Here is a 24,431-nt window from a genome sequence, read left to right on the forward strand (position 1 = left end):
ATGATACTCGGGATCGGCACCGACCTGGCCAATATCGAGAGGATCGAGCGCACGCTCTTGCGGTTCGGGGACCGGTTTCGCAACCGTGTCTTTACCGAGATCGAACAGCGCAAGGCCGAGCGTCGCGCCGACGTGGCGGGGACCTATGCCAAAAGATGGGCCGCGAAGGAGGCCTGTTCCAAGGCGCTGGGCACCGGGCTTCGGATGGGAATCGCATGGAAGGACATGGGGGTCAGCAACCTCGGCACCGGGCAGCCGGTGATGGCGGTGACCGGTTGGGCCGCCGATCGTCTTGCCGAGATGACGCCAGAGGGGCATACGGCGATCATCCATGTCACGCTGACCGATGATCATCCCTGGGCGCAGGCCTTCGTCGTGATCGAGGCGCGACCGCTTGGCGCGGGAGAAGAGGGTCGGAGTGAGGGGCCTGCCCCTCACACTCCCCGGGATATTTGACGCAAGAAGAAAGGGCACCCGCAGGCGCGTCTTGACACCGCGGGTATTGGCCCGCATGTAGCGGCAACCCATGCAACGCGGAGCGACAGATGGCAGAGGCCAAGAAGAAGAACGGCATTCTCGAGGCCCTGAAGACCGTGTTCTGGGCGCTGTTGATCGCGGGGCTGTTCCGCACGATATTTTTTCAACCGTTCTGGATTCCCTCAGGGTCGATGAAGGATACGCTGCTGGTCGGTGATTTCCTTTTCGTAAACAAGATGGCCTATGGCTATTCCTATGCGTCCTGCCCGACGATCCGTATCGCGCGGTTGGGCATCAACATTGACGCGAAGGACATCTGCGGCTTTCTTGACGGTGACAACACGCGGCTTTGGGGCGATGAACCGGTGCGCGGGGATATCGTCGTCTTCCGGCATCCGGTGACCGGGACCGATTTCATCAAGCGCGTGGTTGGCCTTCCGGGTGACAAGATTCAGGTCAAGGACGGTGTGCTGCATATCAACGGCACCGCCGCGAAGATCGAAGAGGCGGGTCAGTTCAAGGAAGAATATGCACCGCAGGGACCGATGAGGTCGCGCCCGCGTTGTGAGAACGGCATCGTGGGGCAGGGGGGAACCTGTATAAAATCGCGCTACCGCGAGACTTTGCCCGGCGGGCACACCCATAACATCCTCAACATCAACGATCAGCGGTCAGACAACACCAACGTGTTCACGGTGCCCGAAGGCCATTACTTCTTCATGGGCGACAATCGCGACAATTCAACCGACTCGCGATTCCCGCAATCCGTCGGCGGTGTGGGCTTCGTGCCTTACGAAAACCTGATCGGTCGGGCGGACCGGGTCATTTTCTCTTCTGCCGGGAGCTCGATGCTGGCGTTCTGGACGTGGCGGGGGGATCGGTTCTTCGAGGCGCTGGAGTGAAACTTTCTGCTGAGTTGAAAGCGATTTCAGGACGGCTTGGACACAAGTTCGAGCAGCCTGCGTTGCTGGTGCAGGCAGTGACGCATTCGTCGATGTCTTCGCCGCATCGGGACGATAACCAAAGACTGGAATTTCTGGGTGACCGGGTGCTTGGGCTGGTGATGGCCGAGGCGCTTTTGCGGCAGGACCCGAATGCCGCCGAAGGCCTTCTGGCGCCGCGCTATAATGCGCTGGTGCGCAAGGAAACCTGTGCCGAGGTGGCCCGCGAAGTGGATCTCGGGGCTGTGCTCAAGCTGGGACGCTCGGAGATGATCTCGGGTGGGCGACGCAAGCAGGCACTTCTGGGCGACGCGATGGAGGCGGTGATTGCCGCCGTTTACCTTGATGCCGGATACGAGGCCGCGCGCGACATGGTCCTGCACCTTTGGGGCGACCGGGTGGGCCGCGTGGAGGATGATGCCCGCGACGCGAAGACCGCGCTTCAGGAATGGGCGCAGGCGCGCGGCATGCAGCCGCCCGCCTATGTTGAAACGGCCCGCACGGGGCCGGACCACGCGCCGCAGTTCACCATCGCGGCCCGCCTTGACAGCGGAGACGAAGCCAAGGCCACGGCCGGCTCGAAGCGTCAGGCGGAACAGGCCGCCGCACGCGCGCTTCTGGAACGGGTCGAACGCGGTCGGAGCTGAGCCGACAAGCGCGCGGCCTTTCCCCGGGGCAGGTCAGAGCACGGCAAGAATGGCGGCGGGCAGGCCCAGCATGCCAGCAAGGATGAGCGATATGGACAGTCCGAGACCCTTGAACATGAGTTTTCTCCCTTTGATGTCTTGTGACATACGAGTTAGGCCGCGTGCGGCGTCGGCCGATGCGACGCGGCGCCGCAGGTTCGGCTGGCCTTGGGCGCGCGCATGGGGTAGGGGCTGTGCCACGCCAAAGCAGGACAGATCATGACCACACGCGCCGGATTCATTGCCCTCATCGGAGAGCCCAACGCGGGTAAATCCACGCTTCTCAACCGGATGGTGGGGGCGAAGGTAAGCATTGTCACCCATAAGGTTCAGACCACCCGCGCGCGCATCCGGGGGGTCGCGATCGAGGGCGACAGCCAGCTTGTCTTTGTGGACACACCCGGGCTTTTCCTCCCGCGTCGCAGGCTTGATCGGGCGATGGTCGCGGCAGCATGGGGCGGGGCCGCGGATGCGGATGTGATCGTCTTGCTGATCGAGGCGCACCGGGGCATCACCGAGGGCGTGGAACGCATTCTTGAAAACCTTGGCGAAGTGGCCGGCAAGACGCCCGTGGCCTTGGCCATCAACAAGATAGACCGGGTGAAATCCGAAACGCTTCTGGCGCTGACGCAGGACATGAACGCGCGGTTCGGCTTTGCCAAGACATTCATGATCTCGGCGGAACGCGGGCACGGCGTTGACGATTTGCGTGGGTGGCTGGCCGGGGAAATGCCCGAGGGACCATGGCTTTACCCCGAGGATCAGATCGCGGACCTGCCGGTTCGGATGATCGCCGCCGAGATCACCCGAGAGAAGCTTACTTTGCGGCTGCATCAGGAGCTGCCCTATCAGCTGACCGTCGAAACCGAGAATTGGGAAGAGCGCAAGGACGGTTCGGCCCGCATCGATCAGGTGATCTATGTCACCCGGGATGGGCACAAGGGGATCGTGCTGGGCCGGAAGGGTGAGACGATGAAGGCGGTCGGGCGAGCCGCCCGTGAAGAGCTTGAGGAGTTTCTGGGGCGGCGCGTGCATCTTTTCACGCAGGTGAAGGTGCGCCCCGGCTGGCTTGACGAAGCCGAACGGTATTCGGAGATGGGCCTCAACATCAAGGACGGAAACTGAGCCGTGACACCGCGCCTTACCGCGAAATTCTGGGTTGATGCCTATCTCGCGCGGCTGCGGTTTCAAGATATTCCCGCCTTTGTCACCGCCCATGGCGATGACACGAGCGGCGCGGTGATCGTCAAGCTGAACACGCTCGACGGTGAGGCCGTGGCGCACACACGCATGTTCGACCTGATGAGCGGGCACCGGCGATGGGACATTCTGACCAAGGGCGCGGAACGTGATGTGGACGCGGCCATCGCCCGTCAGAAGGAGTTCGACCCCGATCTTTGGGTGATCGAGGTCGAGGATCGCGCCGGGCGGCATCTTCTGGACGAGCCGGGGCTCGACGGTTAAGGCGGTTCGAGACAGACCTGAGACACGGATGTTCGCGAAACGCCTAGGTGCGGATCACTCCACGGTGATGATCTTGCGCGCGAGAACCTCCTGTTCCGTGACATCGAGAAAGCGCAGTTCGAAGGTGCCGGGCGTATCGGGCAGGGTGAGCCTGACCGAGGCTTCGTCGTCGATCTTGACCGCATTGACCCAAGTGAAAATCGCCTGATCGGCGCGCGCGAGGGTGATGCGCCGGTCGGTCGAGGTGCTGGCGGTGGTAAAACCCACGTCGATCGTGCTTCCCGCAGCCGCGGTCTCAGGGGCCTCGATCGTGGCACCGCTTTGTAGCTGGGCATCGGCGGGCAGCACTTCGATCATGTTCGAGGCAAGGACACGCCCCCCTTCGCGCAGGATGTAGCGGATTTCATACATGCCAGCTTCATCCGGCGCCTCGAGCTTGCCCTCGGTTTCGGCACGCACGAGGATATAGGTCACTTGGCTTCCCGGTTCGGACCCGACCGGGGCAAGTGCGATATAGTCACGTGAATCGACCGGCGTGCTCCACCCCACCTTGATCGTATCGCCCGCGCGGATTTTATCCGGTGCCGTGAGGCTCACCTCGGGTTCGGTGATCTCAAGCGTCCGGCGCGCCATGGTGCGGCGGCCTTCGCGCAGGATATAGCGGATTTCATACAGGCCGGGGTCGGCGGGGGCCTTGACCTCGCCCTCGGTATTGTCACGGGCAAGGATATAGTTGGTGTGGGTGCCCTCTTCGGCGCCGGCGGGGACGATGGTGATATAGTCGCGGTCATCGACAGTGCCTGTCCAACTCACCTTGACGTCGGAGCCTGCCAGCGCGGTGTCGGGCGCGCTGAGCGTGACCTCGGGTTCGGTCAGTTCAAGCGCGTGGCGCGCGATGACACGGCGGCCTTCGCGCAACACATAACGAAGCTCATACATTCCCGGGACGGCGGGCATCTGAAGCGCGCCTTTCGAATTGTCGCGGGTCAGGATGTAATTGGTATATTGCGAGTCCTCGGCCCCGACCGAGACCACGGTGATATAGTCCTGGGGCGCGATCGTATCGCTCCATTCCACGACAACCGAAGAGCCGACAAGCGCCGTATCGGGCGCGGTGAGTGTGACGTTGACATCGGTGACTTCGACGGGTTGCGAAAGCGCCGTGGTTTCGTCGATGTTGAAGAGATACCGCACCTCGTAGAGCCCGGCGTCCGCAGGGGCCGTGAGGGTGCCGGATGAATTGTCCCGGACCGAGAGATAGTCGCCATAGGTGCCCTGATCCGCGCCTTGCGGGACGATCGTGATATAGTCGGACGGGTGCGATGCGTCGGTCCAACTGACTTCGAACTCAGCGCCGGTTGCGACGCTCTCGAGGGCCGTGAGGGTGATCTGATGCTCGGTCACGGCGATATCGCGGCGCCCGAGGATATCGCCGGTCCCGGCATGGACATACCGCAACTCATAGGTGCCGGGTGTGGTCGCGGCACGCAGCTCGCCTTCGGATTTGTCGTTGGTCGAGACGTGGCTGATGTAGTTTTCGGCGTCCATGTCGGGGGCGGCGAAAGTGACATAGTCGCCGCGTTCCACGACCGTGCTCCATCCCGCGGTGAGCGATCCGCCCGCCACGACGCTGTCTGGGGCAGTGAGCGTGACATCGGGGAGTTCGGGTTCCGGCTCGGGCTCGGCCACTGCGGTGCCGATGTCGCTGAGCGCATCGCCCAGTTCCGAGGCGTTGGAGGCCGAAATATACTGGCCGCCGGTTTCTTCGGCGATACAGGCGAGCGAAGCCGCGTCTTCGTCATTGGCAAGCCCGAAGCCCACCACATGCGCGGTAAAGCCGACACCGCCCTTTTCGAGGGCGCGGGCAAGCTCGCACGGGTCACGTTCGCAGCTTTCCAGCCCGTCGGAGATGAGCACCACTGTCGCGGGCCGGTCGGTATAGGCCAACGCCGTTGCGGCCTGTTCGACCGCGTCGGTCAGAGGTGTCTTGCCCGTTGGCGTGATTGCGTTGATCCGCTCGAGGATATCGGGGGCCGTGCCCGAGGCCGGGGTGATCAGCGTTTCGATATCGGAACAGTCGCCGCGGCGGCGGTGGCCATATGCCATGAGGCCGATCTGACGATCCGCAGTCCAGTCGCCCAGCAGGTTGCCCATGACCGAGCGTGCAATCTCGATCTTGGCGGTGCCGTCGATCTGGCCCCACATCGAATTGGACCCATCGAAGACGACCATTACGTCCTCTTGATCGGTGGCCTGTGCATGGGCCATGCCCGTGGCGGCGATGAGAGCGAAGCAGCTTGTCATATGGCGAAATGCGGACATGATGAAAGTATCCCCTGTGTCGGCGTTGTTGCCGTTGAGTTAACCACAGCCGGGGGCGCCTGTCCAAGTCATGTAAACCGCACCCCTTTCATGGGCGTCCCCCTTGGCATTTGGCGCGAATTGCGCCTCTATCGCACCCGGAGGGAGACAGGCATGGATTGGCGTGATCAGGGGATACTGCTTTCGGTGCGGCCGCATGGCGAGACATCGGCGATCATCGACGTGCTGACCCGGTCGCATGGGCGTCATGCCGGGGTTGTGCGGGGCGGCGTGTCGCGCCGGATGACGCCCATCCTGCAACCAGGGGCCGAGCTTGATGTGACGTGGCGGGCCCGGCTTGAGGCGCATATCGGCAGCTTCACCGTCGAGCCTCTGAGCACAAGCGCCGCACTGGCGATGGAGGACCGCCTGATGCTTGCGGGGTTGAACGCGGTGACGTCGCTTTTGCGGTTCTCTTTGCCTGAGCGGGAGGCGCATCCGGCGCTATACGAGAAAAGCCGTGCGTTGCTGGATATGCTTGACCGCCCCGAGCATTGGCCTCTGGCCTATCTTCACTGGGAGTTGGCCTTGCTTGAAGAGTTGGGTTTCGGGCTTGACCTTCGGGAATGCGCGGTTCTGGGACGTGGGGCCAACGACCTGAGCTATGTCTCGCCCAAGAGCGGGCGGGCCGTGTCGCGCAAGGGCGCGGGGGAATGGGCGGACAAGCTTCTGCCGCTGCCACGCTGCCTGATCGAGATCGGGGCGGCGGACGCGGGAGAGCTAGCAAAGGGGTTTGCCATCACGGGCCATTTCCTTGCCCATCACATGGCGCCCGAGATTGCTGGCAAACCCCTGCCGGATGCGCGGCAACGATTCGTTGGTTTGGTGGCGCGGCGCGGATAGGGCGGTGTCGGCTCAGGGGGCGGTGCTGAACACCATGCGGTTGCCATCGTCATCCGACAGGATGAGCGTGTCGTCCGCAACCTCGGCGAGGGTCATGGTGGCGAGACGCGCAAAGAGCGCGGTTTCCGTCGCACGCCCGGGACAGGAGTGTTCGGTCGCCTCGAATCGGTCCAGATCAAACCAAGGATAGGGGGCCGTCTGGGTGGCTGTGAAGCTGTTGCACGGACCACGTCCCGAGACCTTGCCACCTGTGCCAAAGCGCAGGGTGAGACGCGCCGTGTCAAGGTGCCAGTCGCGATCGGCGGCACCATAGCCGGTCAGAGTTTCGTCCCCGCGGCAGGCGGCAAGCGCGATGATCATGGCAAGCGTGGTTAAAGTTGCCCGGGCAAGCCAGTTAGCGCAGCGCAAGGATCAGGTCCACGAGTGAGCCGATATCGTCGGCCGCCGCATCCTCGTTTCCGAGGGCCTTGAGCCCCGAGGCCGCCGCGTGCAGGCAGCGCGCCATGGCCGGATTGGTCACGCCGATGACGCGCAGATGCGCGGTCAGAAGATCGAGCCGGGCCGCATCGACGCGCCCAAGCGCGGCGGCGGCCCCGGCATGCGAGAGCGCCCAGCCCCGCATCGCGGTTTCGGTTGCGTCCGGCGCGGCGATGCAATCGGCCAGCGCCCGGAGGCGGGCCGTTGCCGTATCGCCGTCGACCTGTGTCAGCGCGGTGAGTGCAGCCCCTTCCCAGCCGGCGATAAGTGCATCGTGAAAGGCGGGCAGATCACGAAAGTGCCAGTAGAACGACCCCTTGGTGGTGTTGAGCTTGCGGGCGAGCGGCTCTGCCGCGAGGGCGGGCGCGCCCGAGATCGCCAAAGCGGCATGCCCGGCGGCAAGCCAGTCATCTCGGGTCAGTCGGGGGGGGCGAGCTTTGGTCATGATATAGGTGATACGCTGACATGGCGCGTCCAACAAGCGTCAGTCCTTGGAAAATAAGGGCGACCCGGCGACGGGCCGCCCTGCCAAAATCTGAAATCGGGGACATCTAAATGCCAATGCGATAGCCGATCCGCGTAACAGGGACATGACGATCAACCAGTGAGCGGGTGCCGCGCCAGCAAGTGAAAGCGGCCCTCGGTATCTTCACCCACGAGACTCAGCGCGTCGAGCATGAGACAATGAGGCAGGCGCGGCGCAAGCTGAGCGTCGAGCACCGAAAGCGCCATTGCACGGGTGTCATCCCCAAGCCGGTCGGTCAGGGTGATATGGTAGCGGAACGCGTCCATCACATGCGGATAGCCCCAGCGGAAGAGGTTGTCCTGCTGTGCCGAACTGAGCCTTGCGGCGCGACGGCGGGTCAGTTCCGCATCGGTCAACGGTGCGCGGAACCTGTCGAAGCCACGGACGATCCGGGCGGCGAGATCGGTCAGCTCCGTGGTCTGGGTTTGAGGCATGAGCGCGAGGAAGCGACCAAGCGCCACCGGCCGAAGCCGCCCTACGGGCACAGGTGCATGATCGGCGCAGAATGCGGCGACGGCGATACGAAGCGCTTCGGGGGTTTGCCCCGAGGCCAGCCGGAAGGGCGGCTTGAGCGTCGCGTGAAGGCCATAGCGGCGCGGCGTCCGGGTGAGCGGTTCGGGGTCGAGCGGCAGGTCATGCGGCGGCGGTGCGGCCCGGCCTGTCGACATGTCCCATCCCAGCCAACCCACAGCCCAATCGGACCATGGGGCGGGCGCAAAGCTGTGATATATGGCGTAGCGGTCAAACTTCATGAGCGTCTCTTGCCACGGTTCCGCATGGCGAGCCAATCGTTTTGACCTTTGGCTGGGTGCGCCGCATAAAGCCCCGGAAAAAGGAGACAACCATGACCGAAACCTATCTGTTCGACCCGCCCGCGCAACCCGCTCTTGCCCTTGTTGGAGAGATCCCCAAGTTCCCGGTGCGTCGGATTTTCTGTGTCGGGCGCAACTATGCCGCCCATGCCGCCGAGATGGGCAACGAAGTGGACCGTGAGGCGACGTTTTATTTCACCAAATCGGCCCATACGGTCTGCCCCTCCGGTTCGGAGATCGCCTATCCGGCGGGCACGCGGGATTGTCACTATGAAATGGAGTTTGTCGTGGCGCTCGGGGGGGACCTGTTTCAGGCTGAGGGCGCAGAGGCGATGGAGGCCGTTCTGGGATATGCCTGCGGGATCGACCTGACCCGGCGGGACCTTCAGGGCCAGGCCAAGGAAAAACGCCGTCCATGGGATCTGGGTAAGGATTTCGAGGATGCGGCCATCCTCGGGCCGATCACGCGGCGCGATGCGTTCGGAGAGATCGCGGATCAGCGTCTTAAGCTGTTTATGGATGACCGGGAGGTGCAAAGCGCGACACTTGACGAAATGGTCTGGTCGGTGCCCGAAATCCTGTCGCACCTGTCGCGGTTTTATCACCTCACAGCGGGAGACCTGATCATGACCGGCACGCCCGCAGGCGTCGGCCCGGTTCATCCGGGGGCCCGGCTTGAGGGGCGTATTGACGGGCTTGAGCCGGTAGAGGTCACGATTGCCAACGCCTGACGCATCGGGCGCCATCTGTTCGATCACGGTTTGAATCCGGGTGGTTGAACCCGGATCGAAGCCCGGTGACGATGCCGGCCCCGCGACGATGGCGCGGGGCCGGAGACCGATTTCAGCCCAGAAGCCGCCGGGTGATGACCTGTGCCTGAATTTCAGCGGCCCCTTCGAAAATGTTCAGGATGCGCGCGTCACACAGGATGCGGCTAATCTTGTATTCGGTGGCAAAGCCGTTGCCGCCGTGGATTTGCAAGCCGTTATCTGCAGCAGCCCAGGCCACGCGCGCGCCAAGAAGCTTGGCCATGCCGGCCTCAAGGTCGCAGCGGCGGTCATTGTCCTTTTCCCATGCGCTGAAATACGTGAGCTGCCGGGCGACCATGATTTCGACGGCCATCATCGCGAGCTTGCCCGACACGCGGGGAAACTCGATCAGCGACTTGCCGAATTGCTTGCGGTCTTGGGCGTATTGCATCGCCACGTCCAGCGCGGCCTGTGCCACGCCAACGGCGCGGGCCGCGGTCTGAATGCGGGCGGCCTCGAAGGTCTGCATGAGTTGTTTGAACCCCTTGCCTTCGTCACCACCAAGCAGATTGGCCCCGTCCACGTGGAAATTGTCGAAGCCAAGCTCGTATTCCTTCATGCCCCGATAGCCCAGCACCTCGATCTCGCCGCCGGTCATGCCGGGGGTGGGAAAGGGGGCGTCGTCGGTGCCCGGTGTCTTCTCGGCGAGGAACATGGACAGGCCGCGATGATCGGTCGTTTCGGGGTCTGTGCGCGCCAGAAGCGTCATCACATGGGTGCGGGCGGCGTGGGTGATCCATGTCTTGTTGCCGGTAATCTTCCAGTCGCCGTTTTCATCCTTGACGGCGCGGGTGCGCAGGGCGCCCAGATCGGACCCTGTGTTGGGTTCGGTAAAGACGGCGGTGGGCAGGATTTCGGCGCTGGCGAGTTTGGGCAGCCAATCGGCCTTTTGTGCGTCGGTGCCGCCACAGAGGATCAGTTCGGCGGCAATTTCCGAGCGGGTGCCAAGCGAACCCACGCCGATATAACCACGGCTGAGTTCTTCGGAGACCACGACCATCGACGCCTTGGTCAGGCCCAGCCCGCCGAATTCCTCGGGAATGGTAAGACCGAAAACGCCCATTTCGGCCAGTTCCTCGATGATCTCCATCGGGATAAGCTCATCCTTGAGATGCCAATCATGGGCGTGCGGCTCGACCTTTTCGATCGCGAAGCGCCGGAATTGCTCACGGATCATCTCAAGCTCGTCATCAAGACCGGTGCGGCCCACCGTGATCTCGGCGCTGCGCTCTTGCATGAGGGTGACAAGCCGGGTGCGCGCAGCTTGGGAATTGCCCTGCGCCATGAGGGTCTGAACCTCGGCGCATTGAAAGCCAGAGAGCGCGTCCCAGCCGAGGCCAAGATCGGCGAGGCGCACAATCTCGGTCTGGTTCATCGGGATGCCGCCGGCGATCTGATGCAGATACTCGCCAAAGGCGATCTGGTGGATAAGCGCCTCGACCTCGGAGAACTCGCCCGTTTCGCTCAGGCGGTCAGCCCAGCCCTGCATTTGGCGGAGGGCTTCGACATAGGTCGCAAGCCAGGCAAGGCCATGGGCGGCGGTCTGATTGGTGTCGAGCGCGCTACCGGATACGCGCCCGTCCTTGGTGACGATATCGCGCAGGCGTTCCGTCGCCAGATTGAGCACCTGTTCCGCTGCTGGCAGGGCGGCGCGGGTAAGGGCAGTCAGATCGTTCAGAAGGGCGGGCGATTCCGCCGTGATATCCTGTCCGTCATGTGCCATGGTGGCGGTCCTTTCGCTATGCTCGAAACTGTCGGAGACGGTGTAGCTATTTCGCACGTGCAGCGCAACTATTTTGCCTTGGCAGCAAAGTTTTTGTTCTTTAGTTGCGTGTTGACTTGGCGGCGTCTTGCCCTAGCAGAACTCGTTCCCCCTGAAGGAGGCCGGAGATGGATATTGCCAGTCTGACGCTCCTTCTTGCCGCCTCGGTGATTACCTGTCTTGCGGGGGTTCTCAAGGGGAGTGTGGGGTTCGGTCTTCCGACCGTGATGATCGCCGGGCTGAGCCTGATCATGGCGCCTGATGTGGCGCTTGCCGCGCTTGCGTTTCCGGCCCTGGTTTCAAACGGTTTGCAGGCACTGAGGGGCGGCGGCGGTGCGGCGCTCGCGGCGATCCGGCGCTTTGCGCCATTCCTGATCGCGGGCTTCGTGCTGATGGTCTGTGCCGCGCAGATGGTGCCGTATCTTGCGGCTTGGTTCATGCTTCTTCTGATCGGCGTGCCGGTCAGTCTTGTTTCGGGTTTTGCGCTGGTGGGGCGCATCCTGCCGATTCCCAGCCCGCCGACCACGCCGGTGCAGGTGATGGTGGGCACGGTCGCGGGGTTCTTTGGTGGAATCACCGGTATCTGGGGGCCGCCGACCGTGGCGCTTCTGACGTCGATGCACACGCCCAAGGTTGAGCAGGTGCGCATTCAGGGTGTCGTCTATGGGCTGGGGGCGCTCACCCTCGTGGCGTCGCACGCGGTGTCGGGTGTGCTCAATGCTGCGACGCTGCCGCTCTCGCTTTTCTTATGTCTGCCTGCGCTGGCCGGGCTTTATGCGGGATTCCGGATTCAGGACAAGCTCGGTCAGCAAGGGTTCGAGCGACTCACCCATATCGTGTTGCTGCTGGCAGGGCTTTTTCTTGTCGTGCGCGGGCTTTGGCTTGCGTCATGAACACGGTCCCGAAGGCTGTGCGAATCGTTGCTGGGACATTTTGTCCATATCGGCATTCTAGGGGGTCAATGTGCGGTTGCGCTGGTATTTTGCAGCGACAAGCGCCCGTTGGGGCGGCAAAAGCGGGCATGGTGGGCGCACTGGTTGCGGTTTCCATTTTAGTTTTGAGACGTTTATGCCTATAGTTTCCGACAAGCCGTCTAGGGCAAATAGAGAACAAGCCGGGGGGAACCGATGATCCGATCGGAGCTGATTCAAAAGATCGCCGATGAGAACCCACATCTTTATCAGAGAGATGTGGAAAAAATCGTCAACACGATCTTCAACGAGATCACCGATGCCATGGCCCGGGGGCACCGTGTGGAGCTTCGCGGGTTCGGGGCATTCTCGGTCAAGAAGCGCGATGCGCGAACAGGCCGGAACCCGAGGACGGGTGAGGCGGTTGAAGTCGAAGAAAAGCATGTGCCGTTCTTCAAGACCGGCAAATTGCTCAGGGATCGTCTGAACGGGAACAACTGATGCGTTATATTCGTTACGCCTGTATCGCCATCTTCGCGGTGGCGCTTATTCTTGTCGCCCTCGCCAATCGTCAGATGGTGTCGGTCAAGCTTTTGCCTGCCGAACTTGATGGCGTGGCAGCCGTCAATCCAGGATATCAGGTCCCGCTTTTCGTGGTGATTTTCGGGGGTATTCTGGCGGGTCTGATCCTTGGATTTTTGTGGGAGTATATCCGCGAAGCCAAAGAGCGCGCGGCGGCGGCGCGGCAGGCGCGTGAAATGGCGCGGATGCGGGCCGAGTTGCGCCGCCTCAAGGGGGAGCGCAAGCAAAGTCAGGATGATGTCCTGACACTTTTTGACGAGACGGCCTGAGACCCCCAAATGACTTCGGACATTCGAACCAAGATTTGCGGGCTGACCCGGCCCGGCGATGTCGATGCGGCCGTGCAGGCGGGCGCAGCTTATCTGGGGTTCAATTTCTTTGAAAGATCGCCGCGATACACGTCGCCCGAGGCCGCGCGCGCCTTGGCGCTGAGGGTGCCTGTTGGTGTGGCCAAGGTGGCGCTTGTGGTGGATGCCGATGACGATACGATCCGGGCGATCACCAAGCGCGTGCCGCTTGATATGCTGCAACTGCATGGTCATGAAAGCCCCGCGCGCGTGGCCGAGGTGAAGGCCATGTTCGGCCTGCCGGTGATGAAGGTGATCGGCATCGCCGAGGATGCCGATCTGGCCGAGATCGACCGGCACGCGGAGGCGGCCGATCAACTTCTTGTCGATACGAAGCCGCCCAAGGGCGCGGACCGTCCGGGGGGCAATGCCTTGGCTTTCGACTGGTCCCTTGTGGCTGGGCGGCGCTGGGCCGTGCCTTGGATGTTGGCCGGGGGGCTTACCGCGGACAACGTGGCGCGGGCCATCGCCCAAACGGGCGCGCGCCAAGTGGATGTGGCGTCGGGGGTTGAAACCGCCCCGGGCGAGAAAGATGCCGGCCTCATCAAGGCGTTTATCGACGCGACCGCGGCGTGACCCTCTTTCGTGAGGCATGTCGCGAAGACGTGCCCGATATCTGCGCGCTTATGTCGGATGACGTTTTGGGGTGCACGCGCGAGACCCGCGACGAAGACGCCTATCTTGTTGCCTTCGACAATATCGCCTCGGAACCGCAGAACCATATCATTGTGGGTGTGCGTTCAGATGGGCGGATCGTGGCCACCTATCAGATCACTTTCATCTCGGGCCTGTCGCTTGGCGCCGCGCGGCGTGCGCAGGTCGAGACGGTGCGCGTGACGGGCGACAGCAGGGGGCAGGGCATCGGACAGGAGATGTTCGCGGATGTTGAGCGGCGCGCCCGCGCGGCGGGCTGTCACCTGATTCAACTGACGATGAATGCGTCGCGGCAGGACGCGCACCGGTTCTATGAGTCGCTGGGATTTGCCGCGAGCCATACCGGGTTCAAGAAAGACCTGCGCGCGGGATAGCCTGTCACACCCGGCTTTTCGGCCCGGCGGCGCGTTGGGCTTTCTGGCGCTATGCGCGGTTTTTTAGGGTCAAACGACATCGAAGCACAAAGAATCGCGGCATTTTGTCGCGAACCTGCTAAAGTCGTGCAGCCCCGGCCAGGGGTGAACCAACAAGAAGGAGGGTAGAAAATGCCCGATAAAATCGTCGTCGGATATGACGGCAGTGACGGAGCGAAGAGGGCGCTGGATTTCGCGGTGGAGAAGGCCAAGGCACAGGGGGGGAGCATTGTCGTCGCCCATGTGCTGGAGTGGTCACCCTATTCCTTTCTCACGCCGACCGAGCTTGAGGAGCGGCACATGCGGCGCGGAGAAGAGCTTTCGCGCGCCGAGGAACACGTGCTGTCCCCGGTGGTGGATCAACTCAAGGGCAGTGGTGTCGAGATAGATACCGCGCTCAAATACGGCAATATCGCCGACACGCTGATCGCGATCGCCAAGGAGGCCAAGGCCAATCAGATCGTGACCGGTCGACAGGGCGAAAGCGGGCTTGCCTCGCGGCTTTTTGGTTCGGTGGCGGGGTCACTCGCACAGTCGAGCCCCGTGCCCGTCACCATCGTGCCCTGATTGCGGAGACATCATATGACACAATTTATCAAAGTTCCGGCGATGGCGACCGCCATTGCCATATGCGCCGCACCTGTCATGGCGCAATCACTTGACGACCGGGTGAACGAGATCTTCGCGAACTCGACCGGATGGTTCGTCAGCCTGATCTTCAGCCCGTTCCCCGGCACAACTTTTCCGTGGATCGTGGCATGGCTGGTGGTCGCGGCAACGATCTTTACCGTCTATTTCGGGCTGGTGCAGTTTCGTGCCTTCCCGCATTCCATCGCATTGGTGAAAGGGGATTATTCGGACCCGGATGACGCGGGCGAGGTAAGCCACTTTCAGGCGCTGGCCACGGCGCTTTCGGGCACGGTGGGCCTTGGGAATATCGCCGGTGTGGCGGTGGCCGTGGGCATCGGCGGGCCGGGCGCGACATTCTGGATGATCCTCGCGGGTTTGATGGGCATGGCGTCAAAGTTCACCGAATGCACATTGGGCGTGAAATATCGCAACGAGTATCCCGATGGCAAAGTCTCGGGCGGACCGATGTATTACATGACCAAGGGGTTCGAGGAGCGGGGCCTGCCAGCGGGTAAGTTCCTTGCGATCCTGTTCTCGGTTTTCTGTATTCTCGGGGCACTTGGCGGCGGCAACATGTTCCAGGCCAACCAGGCACATGCGCAGATATCGAACGTGGTGGGCGATTATCCGGGCTGGATCACCGGGCTTGTGTTCGCCGCCGTTGTCTTTGCGGTGATCGTGGGTGGGCTCAAATCCATTGCCAAGGTCACGGAGAAGGTCGTTCCGTTCATGGGGATCCTTTATGTCGCAACTGCGCTCGTCATCCTTTTGTTGAACTTCGACAAGATCGGCTGGGCTTTCGGGCAGATATTCGAAGGGGCCTTTACCGGTCTCGGCGTTGCCGGTGGCATGGTCGGGGCGCTGATCCAAGGGTTCAAGCGGGCTGCATTCTCGAACGAGGCGGGCGTCGGATCGGCTGCGATTGCCCACTCGGCGGTGCGCACCAAGGAACCGATCACGGAAGGTTATGTGTCACTGCTTGAGCCGTTCATCGACACGGTGGTGATCTGCACCATGACGGCGCTTGTGATCATAATCACCGGGCAACTCGTGAGCGATCCCGAAACGGGGCTCTACATCCTCAACGAAGCCGGGTCAGCGATTCAGACGGTGGATGGCAACTCGGGCGTGGCATTAACTTCTGCGGCGTTCTCGGCGAGCTTTGGCTGGTTCCAGTATGTGCTGGCGCTTGCGGTGGTTCTCTTTGCCTTCTCCACGATGATCAGCTGGTCCTATTACGGCCTCAAGGCCTGGACATTCCTGTTCGGTGAGGGGGAGACCAAGGAGCTTATCTTCAAGGTGATCTTCTGTGTCTTCGTGGTGATCGGCGCGGCGGCGAGCCTCGGGCCGGTGATCGACTTCTCGGATGCGGCGATCTTTGCAATGGCGGTGGTCAACATCGTCGCGCTGTATTGCCTGATGCCGATCGTGAAGCGCGAATTGCAAAGCTACAATTCGCGGCTCAAGTCAGGTGAAATCAAGAAATACACCTGATCGAAATCGAAATTGAAAACCGATGCCGGGCGGCCACCGCCCGGCATTTTCGCGCCCGGCTTGGCACTTTTGCCGGGCAATCTGGCGAAAATCTCCGGCTGGAAAAAGCTTTGGCCGCGTTTGCGCTGGAAATCCTGTGCCACGTCCCATATTCACACGAAGAAACATCAAGGGGCACTGGCGCGATGAACGATCTCTTCAATTCTTTCATGACGGGACCAGACGAGAAGGGCCGTTTCGGTGATTTTGGCGGACGTTTCGTAAGCGAGACGCTCATGCCGCTGATCCTCGAGCTTGAGGAGCAGTATGAGCACGCCAAGACCGATCAGTCCTTCTGGGACGAGATGCAGGATCTCTGGACGCATTACGTGGGGCGCCCCAGCCCGCTTTATTATGCCGCCGGTCTGACAGAACATCTGGGCGGGGCAAAGATTTACCTCAAGCGCGATGAGCTGAACCACACCGGCGCGCACAAGATCAACAACGTGCTGGGCCAAATCCTGCTGGCGCGGCGCATGGGCAAGACGCGCATTATTGCCGAAACCGGTGCGGGCCAGCATGGCGTGGCTACGGCGACGGTCTGTGCCAAGTTCGGGTTGAAATGCGTGGTCTACATGGGCGCGCATGACGTCGAACGCCAGCGCCCCAACGTCTTCCGCATGAAGCTTTTGGGCGCCGAGGTGGTGCCGGTGACATCCGGGCGCGGCACGCTCAAGGACGCGATGAACGACGCGCTGCGCGACTGGGTGACCAATGTGCGCGACACGTTCTACTGCATCGGCACGGTGGCGGGGCCGCATCCCTATCCGGCGATGGTGCGCGATTTCCAGTCGATCATCGGCAAGGAAACCAAGAAACAGATGCAGGCGGCCGAAGGGCGCCTGCCCGACACGATCATCGCCGCCATCGGGGGTGGATCGAACGCGATGGGCCTGTTTTATCCGTTTCTCGACGACAAGGATGTGCGGATCATCGGGGTCGAGGCCGGTGGCAAGGGTGTCAATGAGAAGATGGAGCATTGCGCCTCGCTGACCGGCGGTCGCCCCGGCGTGCTGCATGGCAACCGGACCTACCTTTTGCAGGATGATGACGGTCAGATCCTTGAGGGGTATTCGATCTCGGCAGGGCTCGACTATCCCGGTATCGGACCTGAGCATAGCTGGCTGCATGATACCAAGCGGGCCGAATATGTGTCGATCACCGACAAGGAGGCGCTGAAAGCGTTTCAGCTTTCGTGTGAGAAAGAGGGGATCATTCCGGCGCTTGAACCCTGTCATGCGTTGGCGCATGTGATGAAAATCGCCCCCGACCTGCCCCGCGATCATCTTCTGGTGATGAACATGTGCGGACGCGGCGACAAGGACATCTTCACCGTGGCCAAGCATCTGGGCTTTGACATGGACGAAGGCGACTGAAGCGAAGCCGTGCACGAGGCCCGCGCGGGCGTGATCCTAAACCACGGTTTAGGGCGCCTGTTTTAAGCCGCTGTGCAATGGCTCTGGGGCAATCCCGAGGGCAGGGTTGGAACGCTCGGTGATGACATCGGGCGTTTCATCACGAAGGGCTCTCTTATGAAATATTTTCTATTGGCCGGTATTACGGCAATCGCACCTGTCTCGGCGCTGGCGGGCACGATCATGGATGACCATGTCACAAGGCTGCAAACCGAAGGATACGATACGGTCGAGATCAAAACCGGCCCAAGCCAGACCAAGATCGAAGCCATTCGCGGGCTGCGCAAGCTCGAAGTGATCTATGATACGCGCTCGGGCACGGTGCTCAAGCGTGAGGTTGAGCAGGTGGATTGGAGCGACGATATCCGCCCCGGCGTGCGAGTGCGCAGCCGGGATCGCGACTTCCTCGACTCCGACGACCTTTATGACGATTGACCAAGGCCTCGCACGCGGCGAAGCTGTTGACGTCGCGCCCCGCGTGCCACGCCGCATGCGGGGCCGTTTCACTGGAGGCCTGAAGATGCCGCGCCGTTTGACCGTTTTGCTGTTTGTGGCCCTGTTCGCGGCAGAGGCGCAGCCGGCGCGCGCGCAGACCGGTGAGGACCGGATCATCGCGCAATTACGCGATCAGGGCTTCGATGAGATCGTAGTGAGCCGAACCTTGTTGGGACGGGTTCGAATTGTCGCCATAGAGGACGATACGATCCGCGAGATCGTGTTGAACCCCGCGACGGGCGCCATCCTGCGCGACTACTGGTCCGAGATCGAGGAGGATGACGACAAAGGCCGGGGGCGCGGTCGTGGTGGCGATGATGACGATGACGAGGAAGACGACACCGACGGCGAAGCGCGCCTTTTGGATAACGACGACGATGATGATGACGATAAAGATGATGACTGATGCGGACAGGATATCGGCGTGAAAAGCCGTGTTGTTTATATCCTGCTCTTCGCGGTGCAATTCGCCTGCGCGTTCTTCTTCCTCTACGAGATTTTCGTCAACCTGTTGGGCTTGCGCGCCGCGCCGATCAGTTGGCGGCTCTATGAGTTTATTGAAATCGGCGCCGCCCTTGGCCTTGTCATCGGGGTGCTGGTCACGGCGAGGATGCTTGTTCTGTCACATCGCCGGGAGAGGAAGGCCGCGGCCAACCTGCGCTTGGCTTCGGGGGCCTTCATGCAGGTTCTGGAAGAACGGTTCGATGCGTGGGGTCTGACGCCCGCCGAGCGTGATGTCGCGTTGCTTTCGGTCAAGGGGCTCAGCCTTGGTGAAATCGCGGCGCTGCGCAGCACGTCCGGCGGCACGGTAAAGGCGCAGAGCACGGCCGTTTATCGCAAGGCTGGAGTGAACAGCAGGGCCCAGCTTTTGAGCCTTTTCATTGACGATCTTATGGGCGACGGCCTACCGGGGGTGCAGCCCGCCGCGACACCCATCGAGAAAGCCGGGTAAATGTCCTGCGCGATACGGGGCCGTATAGGGCGACCCGGCACGCCGTTGGCGAAACGATGATTGTCCCGCCACTGGCTGCGCGCCGCGCGGCATCAGGCGGGCCTTTTGTCATCCCAAGCTCTCAGCGGCAGATACGCTCGGCCGATTTCGCGTAATTTGTATAGGTCTTCCAGAACCGTTCATCCGACAGGTCGTCGGATTGGCGCACTTCCTGTGCGCTGTGGGGGTCTTTGTAGAAGCCAACGGCGCGGGATTGTTCGCTGTTGCTGAGGGTTTCATCCGCGACGGCCTGAATGCAGCCACAAAGCTCACGCGAGCGCGCCTTGCGGTCGGAATTTGCGCAGGCCCGTTGAATAGGGCCATTGGCAAAAGGTTTCACATCCGGAGCCTGGTAGCTGGCCTCTGTGGCACCTGCCGACGTGTTGGCGTTGGGGGTGATCGCAATTGGCGCTGAAATGGTGCGCGGTGCGGCGCTTCGGCCTACCTCGCGCTTGGCTTTGTGATAGCCGCCGCACCCTGCCAAAAGCAGGGCGAGGCCCAGAATAATGGGTTTTTTCATGGCTCTGCCTCATTCGCGTTGATGCCGGGACCGGCCCGGCTGCGCCTTGTTTTGCGCGTAGTTTGCCGCAAATCCCGGTGCTTTTCAATTGGCGATGCGCGAGGTTTGGCGCAGGGGGCTTGCACCGGGGGCGGCGCTGGCCTAACTGGGCGCAGATTTGAGGAATAAAGCCGAGGCTCCGACATGACACAGACGATGGAACGCGCCGCGATGGCGCTGATTGCCCTGACGCTGATTGCGACGGTGTGGGTCTATGTCCGCGACAAGGTTTATTTCTATGAGGTGTTTGCCGCCGAAGACGGGCTTGTCGAGTATGGCACGGCGCTGTTTTTGTTGGTGGCGAGTGTCATTCTGGCGGTGCATGCTTGGGGTATGCGCGGGCGTGCCAGAACTATCGCTATCGGTCTTACGCTATTGTATTCATTGATTTTTTTCATGGCCGCAGGCGAAGAAATTAGCTGGGGTCAGCGCATTTTCGGGTGGGCTTCGGGCGAGTTTTTCATGGAAAACAACAAGCAGTACGAGACCAATTTTCACAATCTCGTGGTTGGCGATCTGCATCTTGCCAAGACGCTTTTCGGAAGCGTCCTGACCGTGGTCATCCTGCTTTATCTGGTTGTTTTGCCGCTCCTTTATCCCCGTGGTGGATGGGTGATGCGGTGGGCCGACCGATTGGCCGTTCCGGTGCCGTGGCTCAAGCATGGGGTGATCGCACTTCTGGCGAGCATCGTGATCGCCCTCATTGACGTTCACCGGAAATGGGAGGTCTACGAGTTGATTTTCTCGCTTCTGGTGGTGTCGATTTTCCTCATCCCGCAGAACCGTGAGAAGGTTTCCTGAGAGGCCGGCCCTGATGGGGTAACGCGGCGCACGGAACGTCGGTAGTCACGTCAGTATCGCGTCGGTGCGATTTCAGCGCGAAATGTCAGGAATCAGAAGGCAGGCCGAGAGCAATTTGCGCGTGTCGTCGAAGACCGTGGGCTTTTCCCCGCGCCAACGTGAGGCATGGCGGTGCGCGCCTGCGCCCCTGAGCGTTTCACCTGTTTCCGCCGCGAAAGCCGAGAGCCGTTTGCGCAAATTGGCATGGTAGGTGTCGCGGTGGCGCGCCTCCATGCGAAGGTGAAAAAGCGACGAGCGCGCGCGTGGGCGGATTTCGAGCGTTTCGATATAGGCGGCGACCCCGCCCCATTCGCGCAAGGCGCGGTCGCGGAGCCGTTCGGTGCCCTTGAGACGCCAGCGTGCGGCGGGCCCGGTGGCGCGGCGCGGATCGCCCTTGGCAAAGCGCGCGCGGGCCAAAAGATCGGCGGCGAGAAAGCAGCGCGACGCAGCCTTGAAAAGACTGCGATCCGAAGTCTTTTCAAGCCTTCGGCACCCAGTTTCCATCAGGCGTTCCCACGCAAGATCGGCGCGTGACCAGCCCGCCTCGCGGGCGGTGCGCCATTCGGCGTCGGCGCGGTCAAACCCCCAGATACGCGGCGCGAACATGTTCATTGTCATGAAGCTCATCTGCGGGGCCCTCCAGTGCAAGGTTTCCGGATTCCAGAACATAGGCGTGATCGGCCAGTTCCAGCGCCAGTTCGGCATTCTGTTCCACGAGCACGACCGACAGGCCCTGTCCGTTGATCTCTTCGATGATCGCGGCGATCTCCTCGACGATGACGGGGGCAAGGCCCATTGACGGTTCATCCATCAGCAAAAGGCGCGGTCGCGACATCAGCGCGCGCCCGATGGCGAGCATTTGTTGTTCGCCCCCCGACATGGTCTGGGCCCGCTGGCCGCGCCGTTCCTTGAGGCGGGCAAAGCGGGTGTAGACATCGTCAAGATCGGCGGCAATCGCATCCTTGTCACGGCGCAGGAAGGCGCCCGTGCGCAAGTTCTCCTCGACCGTCATGTTGGGAAAGATACGGCGCCCTTCGGGCACGTGGGCAATGCCGTGAGCCACCACCTTGGAGGCGGGGAGCCCGTCGATGCGCTGACCTTCGAAGGTGATCTCACCGGCGGCGATGGGGCGCATCCCGGACATGGCCCGCAATGTCGTTGTCTTGCCCGCGCCGTTGCCGCCGATGATCGTGACGATCTTGCCCTCGGGCACGGCTATGGAAATGTCGCGGATGGCGTTGATCTTACCGTAGTTGACGGCCACGCCCTTCATCTCAAGCAACATGGCGCGCGCCCCCGAGATAGGCTTCGATCACGGCCGGGTGGTTGCGGATTTCTGCGGGATTGCCTTCGGCCAGAAATTTGCCGAAGCTCATGCAGGTGATCGCGTCGCAGAGCCCCATGATGGCCTGCATGTCGTGTTCAACCAGAAGGATGGTCATGCCATCGGCCTTGAGCCGACGCATGAGGTCCATCATTTGCCGCGTCTCTTCGGGATTCATGCCGGTGAAGGGCTCATCGAGCAGGATCACGTCAGGATGGCTTGCATAGGCCACGGCCATACCGAGCGCCCGCTGATGACCATGGCTGAGATCACCCGCGCGTTCGGTTGCCAGATGATCAAGCCCGAAGAATTCGAGTGACTCGCGGGCGCGGGCCTCGGCGCCGCGCCGGTCCTCACGGTCCCAGCCGATGATCGCGGCAAAGACGTTGGGCCGGAACGGCATATGCGTGCCGACGAGCGCGTTTTCCATAACGGTGAGTTCGGCAAACAACGTGGAATGCTGAAAGGTGCGCACCACGCCGCGGCGCGCCACCTCGTGCATTTTCAACCCTGAGACGTCTTCGCCGCGCAGAAGAACCTGACCGCTGGTGGGGGTGTAGAACCCGGAAATCATGTTGAAAGTCGTGGTTTTGCCCGCACCGTTGGGTCCGATCAGGCCATGGATCGTGCCATGTTCGACCCGAAAGCCAAGCGCGTCCACCGCGACAAGGCCACCAAAACGCATGGTCAGGTCGCGAACTTCGAGCAGGGACGTCATGGTGTGGCCTCCTTTGAGCGTGATTTGCCGCGAAGCGCGCGCATGCCCTTTTGCACAAGGCTTTCAAGCCCGTTCGGCAGGAACAGGATCGACAGGATCAGCACCGCACCATAGATCAGCGGGCGCATCTGTTCGAAGCCCATTTCACGCAGGACAATTTCGTTGAGGATGGTGAGAACGACACAGCCGAGGATCGGACCATAGAATGTGCCGGTGCCGCCGACGATGGCCCATGTCAGAACGAACACCATCAGGTCGATATCAAAGGAGTTGGGGTTGATCGTGCCCACATAATGCCCAAGCAATGCGCCGCCTATCCCGGCGAAGCCCGAGGCGATGGCAAAGGCGAGTGTCCGGTAGGCCCGCAGGTTGACCCCCGATGCCTCGGCCAGCTTGTCCTGCCAGTGGACGGCATGAAAAGTCAGGCCCACAGGGCTTCGTTCGATCCGCCACAGGATCCAGAGGCAGGCGGCCACGACGACACCGGCAAAGTAGTAATAGCTGACCGGTTCGAAGAAATCGAAATCGTAGATGCCGATCGAGAAATCGGGCATCGGGTCGATCCCCTTGATCCCCTTGGGCCCGCCGAAGGGATCGCGGAAGCGTTTCCAGAGCAGCCGGATGATCTCGCCCGCCGCGAACGAGCCGATGAGAAAGTAGAACCCTTTCATGCGAAAGAGTGGAAAGCTGAGCAGGACGGCAAGCAGCGCCGCCGTCACCCCGCCGAGGATCATCGAGACGGGCACCCAGATGCCCAGTTCCTTGGTGTAGAGCGCGCTTGCGTAGGCGCCGACACCCATGATCACAACATGGCCCAGCGACCATTCGCCGGTCAGGGTCAGCAGCCGGTAGGAGGAGACGACCAGCACGTTGATGGTGAGAAATACGAGGATTTCCTGCTGCGAAAAGCTCAGCCCGTGAGGCAGGGCGATGAGGGCGGCGCCGAAAAGCGGCCAGAGGAGGAGTTTATGCACGGTCCGCACTCCCGAAAAGGCCGGTCGGTTTCACGATCAGCACCAGAAGCATAAGCGACAGGCCGGTAATGTCGGCGATCACCCCGTCGAAGAAGGTTGTCACGAAGGTATGCACGAAAGCATAGGCGATGGATGCGAGCACCGCGCCCTCGAGGCTACCGACTCCGCCGACGATGATGACGATGAAGGCGGTGACGATGACCGAGTGGCCCATATGCGGATTGACCGAAATGAGCGGCGCGGTGAGCGCACCGGCCACACCCGCGAGTGCCGCGCCGATGAACATCGCGATCTGGGCGGTGCGGGCAATGGAAATGCCCTGAAGCTCGGCCGCCTCGGGGTCTTGGGCCGAGGCGCGCAGGGCCCAGCCGAAGCGCGTTCGCTTGAGAAAGAACCACAGCGCCGAGAGAAGCACGACCGCCGCGATGATGACATAGAGCCGCGAGACGGGCAGGCGGACCTTATCGGAGAAGATGAGCACCTCTTGGGTGACGGGGGGAATGTGTTCCATCCGCACGCCGAAGCCCATGGTGGCGAGGGCCTGAAGGATCATCAGGAACCCGATCGACGCCACGAGCCCGCCCAGCGGATTGTCCCGTAAGGGTCGAAAGAGCGCGCGTTCCATCAAAAGGCCCAGAAGCCCCACAAAGATCAGCCCCACGGCCACGGCCATGAAAAAGGGCAGGTGCATGTCGGCATAAAGCGCGACGATAGCGTAGGCCCCCGCCATGAAAAGCTCTCCGTGGGCGAAATTGACAACACCCATGACACCGAAGATGAGCACAAGGCCCACGGCGACGAGGGAGATGTAGCTTGCGGCGTAGACGGCGTTGAGGCCGGTTTGCGCCAGTAGTTCCAGCATGGCGAAGCTCTTTCTGATGGTGGGA

General features: G+C 61.9%; 31 protein-coding genes. 19 read left to right on the forward strand and 12 right to left on the reverse strand.

The window, feature by feature from the left end; all coding sequences use genetic code 11:
* From acpS to V8359_RS01835, 5 genes are all read left to right on the forward strand, one after another.
* Positions 1-456, forward strand: a complete 456-nt coding sequence (gene acpS / locus V8359_RS01815; protein ID WP_336426986.1) for a holo-ACP synthase — start codon at positions 1-3, stop codon at positions 454-456.
* Positions 457-545: 89 nt separating this feature from the next.
* Positions 546-1,379, forward strand: coding sequence for a signal peptidase I (lepB, locus tag V8359_RS01820; protein ID WP_336426987.1), 834 nt, complete (start codon positions 546-548; stop codon positions 1,377-1,379).
* Complete coding sequence (gene rnc, locus V8359_RS01825) at positions 1,376-2,065, forward strand: ribonuclease III (RefSeq protein ID WP_336426988.1); 690 nt, start codon at positions 1,376-1,378, stop codon at positions 2,063-2,065. The genes lepB and rnc overlap by 4 nt, the downstream gene beginning before the upstream one ends.
* Positions 2,066-2,323: 258 nt before the next feature.
* Positions 2,324-3,229 carry a GTPase Era gene (gene era / locus V8359_RS01830; RefSeq protein ID WP_336426989.1) on the forward strand — a complete coding sequence of 302 codons (906 nt, stop codon included), beginning with the start codon at positions 2,324-2,326 and terminating at the stop codon, positions 3,227-3,229.
* Between the two features lie 3 nt (positions 3,230-3,232).
* Positions 3,233-3,568 (forward strand): DUF1491 family protein, encoded by a 336-nt coding sequence (locus V8359_RS01835; protein WP_336426990.1) that lies wholly within the window; start codon positions 3,233-3,235, stop codon positions 3,566-3,568.
* A gap of 54 nt (positions 3,569-3,622) precedes the next feature.
* Here the strand turns inward: V8359_RS01835 and V8359_RS01840 are convergent, their stop codons facing one another.
* Complete coding sequence (locus V8359_RS01840) at positions 3,623-5,890, reverse strand: vWA domain-containing protein (RefSeq protein ID WP_336426991.1); 2,268 nt, start codon at positions 5,888-5,890, stop codon at positions 3,623-3,625.
* A 153-nt stretch (positions 5,891-6,043) separates the two neighbouring features.
* On the opposite strand from V8359_RS01840, the gene recO reads away from it, so the two are divergent.
* On the forward strand, positions 6,044-6,772 hold the full coding sequence (recO, locus tag V8359_RS01845; protein ID WP_336426992.1) for a DNA repair protein RecO: 729 nt from the start codon (positions 6,044-6,046) through the stop codon (positions 6,770-6,772).
* 12 nt (positions 6,773-6,784) lie between these two features.
* On the opposite strand, the gene V8359_RS01850 is transcribed toward recO, so the two are convergent.
* The 3 genes from V8359_RS01850 to V8359_RS01860 form a co-directional block, all read right to left on the reverse strand.
* Entirely contained in the window at positions 6,785-7,132 is a 348-nt protein-coding gene (locus tag V8359_RS01850) for an META domain-containing protein (protein WP_336426993.1), read from the reverse strand.
* 34 nt (positions 7,133-7,166) lie between these two features.
* On the reverse strand, positions 7,167-7,730 hold the full coding sequence (locus V8359_RS01855; protein ID WP_336426994.1) for a TetR/AcrR family transcriptional regulator: 564 nt from the start codon (positions 7,728-7,730) through the stop codon (positions 7,167-7,169).
* Positions 7,731-7,846: 116 nt separating this feature from the next.
* The gene (locus V8359_RS01860; protein ID WP_336426995.1) at positions 7,847-8,527 is read right to left on the reverse strand and encodes a DUF1045 domain-containing protein; all 681 of its coding nucleotides are present in this window, start codon (positions 8,525-8,527) and stop codon (positions 7,847-7,849) included.
* 92 nt (positions 8,528-8,619) lie between these two features.
* Here V8359_RS01860 and V8359_RS01865 point away from each other — a divergent pair, with 92 nt between their 5' ends.
* Complete coding sequence (locus tag V8359_RS01865) at positions 8,620-9,318, forward strand: fumarylacetoacetate hydrolase family protein (protein ID WP_336426997.1); 699 nt, start codon at positions 8,620-8,622, stop codon at positions 9,316-9,318.
* 112 nt (positions 9,319-9,430) lie between these two features.
* Here V8359_RS01865 and V8359_RS01870 read toward each other — a convergent pair whose 3' ends face one another.
* Entirely contained in the window at positions 9,431-11,119 is a 1,689-nt protein-coding gene (locus tag V8359_RS01870) for an acyl-CoA dehydrogenase family protein (RefSeq protein ID WP_336426998.1), read from the reverse strand.
* A 167-nt stretch (positions 11,120-11,286) separates the two neighbouring features.
* On the opposite strand from V8359_RS01870, the gene V8359_RS01875 reads away from it, so the two are divergent.
* From V8359_RS01875 to V8359_RS01905, 7 genes are all read left to right on the forward strand, one after another.
* Positions 11,287-12,051: a sulfite exporter TauE/SafE family protein gene (locus tag V8359_RS01875; RefSeq protein WP_336426999.1), complete on the forward strand. Its 765-nt coding sequence runs from the start codon at positions 11,287-11,289 to the stop codon at positions 12,049-12,051.
* 234 nt (positions 12,052-12,285) lie between these two features.
* Positions 12,286-12,570, forward strand: coding sequence for an integration host factor subunit beta (gene ihfB / locus V8359_RS01880; RefSeq protein WP_336427000.1), 285 nt, complete (start codon positions 12,286-12,288; stop codon positions 12,568-12,570).
* Positions 12,570-12,920 carry a lipopolysaccharide assembly protein LapA domain-containing protein gene (locus V8359_RS01885; RefSeq protein ID WP_336427001.1) on the forward strand — a complete coding sequence of 117 codons (351 nt, stop codon included), beginning with the start codon at positions 12,570-12,572 and terminating at the stop codon, positions 12,918-12,920. Before ihfB ends, V8359_RS01885 begins: the two co-directional genes overlap by 1 nt.
* Positions 12,921-12,929: 9 nt before the next feature.
* Entirely contained in the window at positions 12,930-13,574 is a 645-nt protein-coding gene (locus V8359_RS01890) for a phosphoribosylanthranilate isomerase (protein WP_336427002.1), read from the forward strand.
* 50 nt (positions 13,575-13,624) lie between these two features.
* The gene (locus V8359_RS01895) at positions 13,625-14,026 is read left to right on the forward strand and encodes a GNAT family N-acetyltransferase (protein ID WP_442970321.1); all 402 of its coding nucleotides are present in this window, start codon (positions 13,625-13,627) and stop codon (positions 14,024-14,026) included.
* Between the two features lie 171 nt (positions 14,027-14,197).
* Positions 14,198-14,632: a universal stress protein gene (locus V8359_RS01900; protein ID WP_336427004.1), complete on the forward strand. Its 435-nt coding sequence runs from the start codon at positions 14,198-14,200 to the stop codon at positions 14,630-14,632.
* Positions 14,633-14,647: 15 nt separating this feature from the next.
* Complete coding sequence (locus tag V8359_RS01905; RefSeq protein ID WP_336427005.1) at positions 14,648-16,189, forward strand: alanine/glycine:cation symporter family protein; 1,542 nt, start codon at positions 14,648-14,650, stop codon at positions 16,187-16,189.
* On the opposite strand, the gene V8359_RS01910 is transcribed toward V8359_RS01905, so the two are convergent.
* A complete protein-coding gene (locus V8359_RS01910) occupies positions 16,144-16,332 on the reverse strand; it encodes a hypothetical protein (RefSeq protein ID WP_336427006.1) in 189 nt (62 codons plus the stop codon). The genes V8359_RS01905 and V8359_RS01910 overlap by 46 nt on opposite strands.
* Before the next feature lie 42 nt (positions 16,333-16,374).
* Between V8359_RS01910 and trpB the strand changes: the two genes are divergently transcribed.
* The 4 genes from trpB (at position 16,375) to V8359_RS01930 (ending at position 19,090) form a co-directional block, all read left to right on the forward strand.
* Positions 16,375-17,604, forward strand: a complete 1,230-nt coding sequence (gene trpB, locus V8359_RS01915; protein ID WP_336427007.1) for a tryptophan synthase subunit beta — start codon at positions 16,375-16,377, stop codon at positions 17,602-17,604.
* A 156-nt stretch (positions 17,605-17,760) separates the two neighbouring features.
* Entirely contained in the window at positions 17,761-18,078 is a 318-nt protein-coding gene (locus V8359_RS01920; protein WP_336427008.1) for a hypothetical protein, read from the forward strand.
* An 85-nt stretch (positions 18,079-18,163) separates the two neighbouring features.
* On the forward strand, positions 18,164-18,544 hold the full coding sequence (locus V8359_RS01925) for a hypothetical protein (RefSeq protein WP_336427009.1): 381 nt from the start codon (positions 18,164-18,166) through the stop codon (positions 18,542-18,544).
* An 18-nt stretch (positions 18,545-18,562) separates the two neighbouring features.
* Positions 18,563-19,090, forward strand: a complete 528-nt coding sequence (locus V8359_RS01930; RefSeq protein ID WP_336427010.1) for a helix-turn-helix transcriptional regulator — start codon at positions 18,563-18,565, stop codon at positions 19,088-19,090.
* 121 nt (positions 19,091-19,211) lie between these two features.
* Here V8359_RS01930 and V8359_RS01935 read toward each other — a convergent pair whose 3' ends face one another.
* On the reverse strand, positions 19,212-19,649 hold the full coding sequence (locus tag V8359_RS01935) for a hypothetical protein (RefSeq protein ID WP_336427011.1): 438 nt from the start codon (positions 19,647-19,649) through the stop codon (positions 19,212-19,214).
* A 183-nt stretch (positions 19,650-19,832) separates the two neighbouring features.
* Between V8359_RS01935 and V8359_RS01940 the strand changes: the two genes are divergently transcribed.
* Complete coding sequence (locus V8359_RS01940) at positions 19,833-20,489, forward strand: hypothetical protein (RefSeq protein ID WP_336427012.1); 657 nt, start codon at positions 19,833-19,835, stop codon at positions 20,487-20,489.
* Between the two features lie 72 nt (positions 20,490-20,561).
* On the opposite strand, the gene V8359_RS01945 is transcribed toward V8359_RS01940, so the two are convergent.
* Genes V8359_RS01945 through V8359_RS01965 form a run of 5 tightly spaced genes read right to left on the reverse strand, consistent with a single transcriptional unit; the run spans position 20,562 to position 24,406 of the window.
* Positions 20,562-21,155, reverse strand: coding sequence for a tetratricopeptide repeat-containing protein (locus tag V8359_RS01945; protein WP_336427013.1), 594 nt, complete (start codon positions 21,153-21,155; stop codon positions 20,562-20,564).
* The gene (locus V8359_RS01950; RefSeq protein WP_442970302.1) at positions 21,106-21,813 is read right to left on the reverse strand and encodes an ABC transporter ATP-binding protein; all 708 of its coding nucleotides are present in this window, start codon (positions 21,811-21,813) and stop codon (positions 21,106-21,108) included. Before V8359_RS01950 ends, V8359_RS01945 begins: the two co-directional genes overlap by 50 nt.
* Complete coding sequence (locus V8359_RS01955) at positions 21,803-22,570, reverse strand: ABC transporter ATP-binding protein (RefSeq protein WP_336427014.1); 768 nt, start codon at positions 22,568-22,570, stop codon at positions 21,803-21,805. The genes V8359_RS01950 and V8359_RS01955 overlap by 11 nt, the downstream gene beginning before the upstream one ends.
* The gene (locus V8359_RS01960; protein ID WP_336427015.1) at positions 22,567-23,544 is read right to left on the reverse strand and encodes a branched-chain amino acid ABC transporter permease; all 978 of its coding nucleotides are present in this window, start codon (positions 23,542-23,544) and stop codon (positions 22,567-22,569) included. The genes V8359_RS01955 and V8359_RS01960 overlap by 4 nt, the downstream gene beginning before the upstream one ends.
* A complete protein-coding gene (locus tag V8359_RS01965) occupies positions 23,537-24,406 on the reverse strand; it encodes a branched-chain amino acid ABC transporter permease (protein WP_336427016.1) in 870 nt (289 codons plus the stop codon). Before V8359_RS01965 ends, V8359_RS01960 begins: the two co-directional genes overlap by 8 nt.
* Positions 24,407-24,431: the final 25 nt, after the last annotated feature.

Source organism: Roseovarius sp. E0-M6 (assembly GCF_037083845.1).
In the GTDB taxonomy this organism is placed as follows: domain Bacteria; phylum Pseudomonadota; class Alphaproteobacteria; order Rhodobacterales; family Rhodobacteraceae; genus Roseovarius.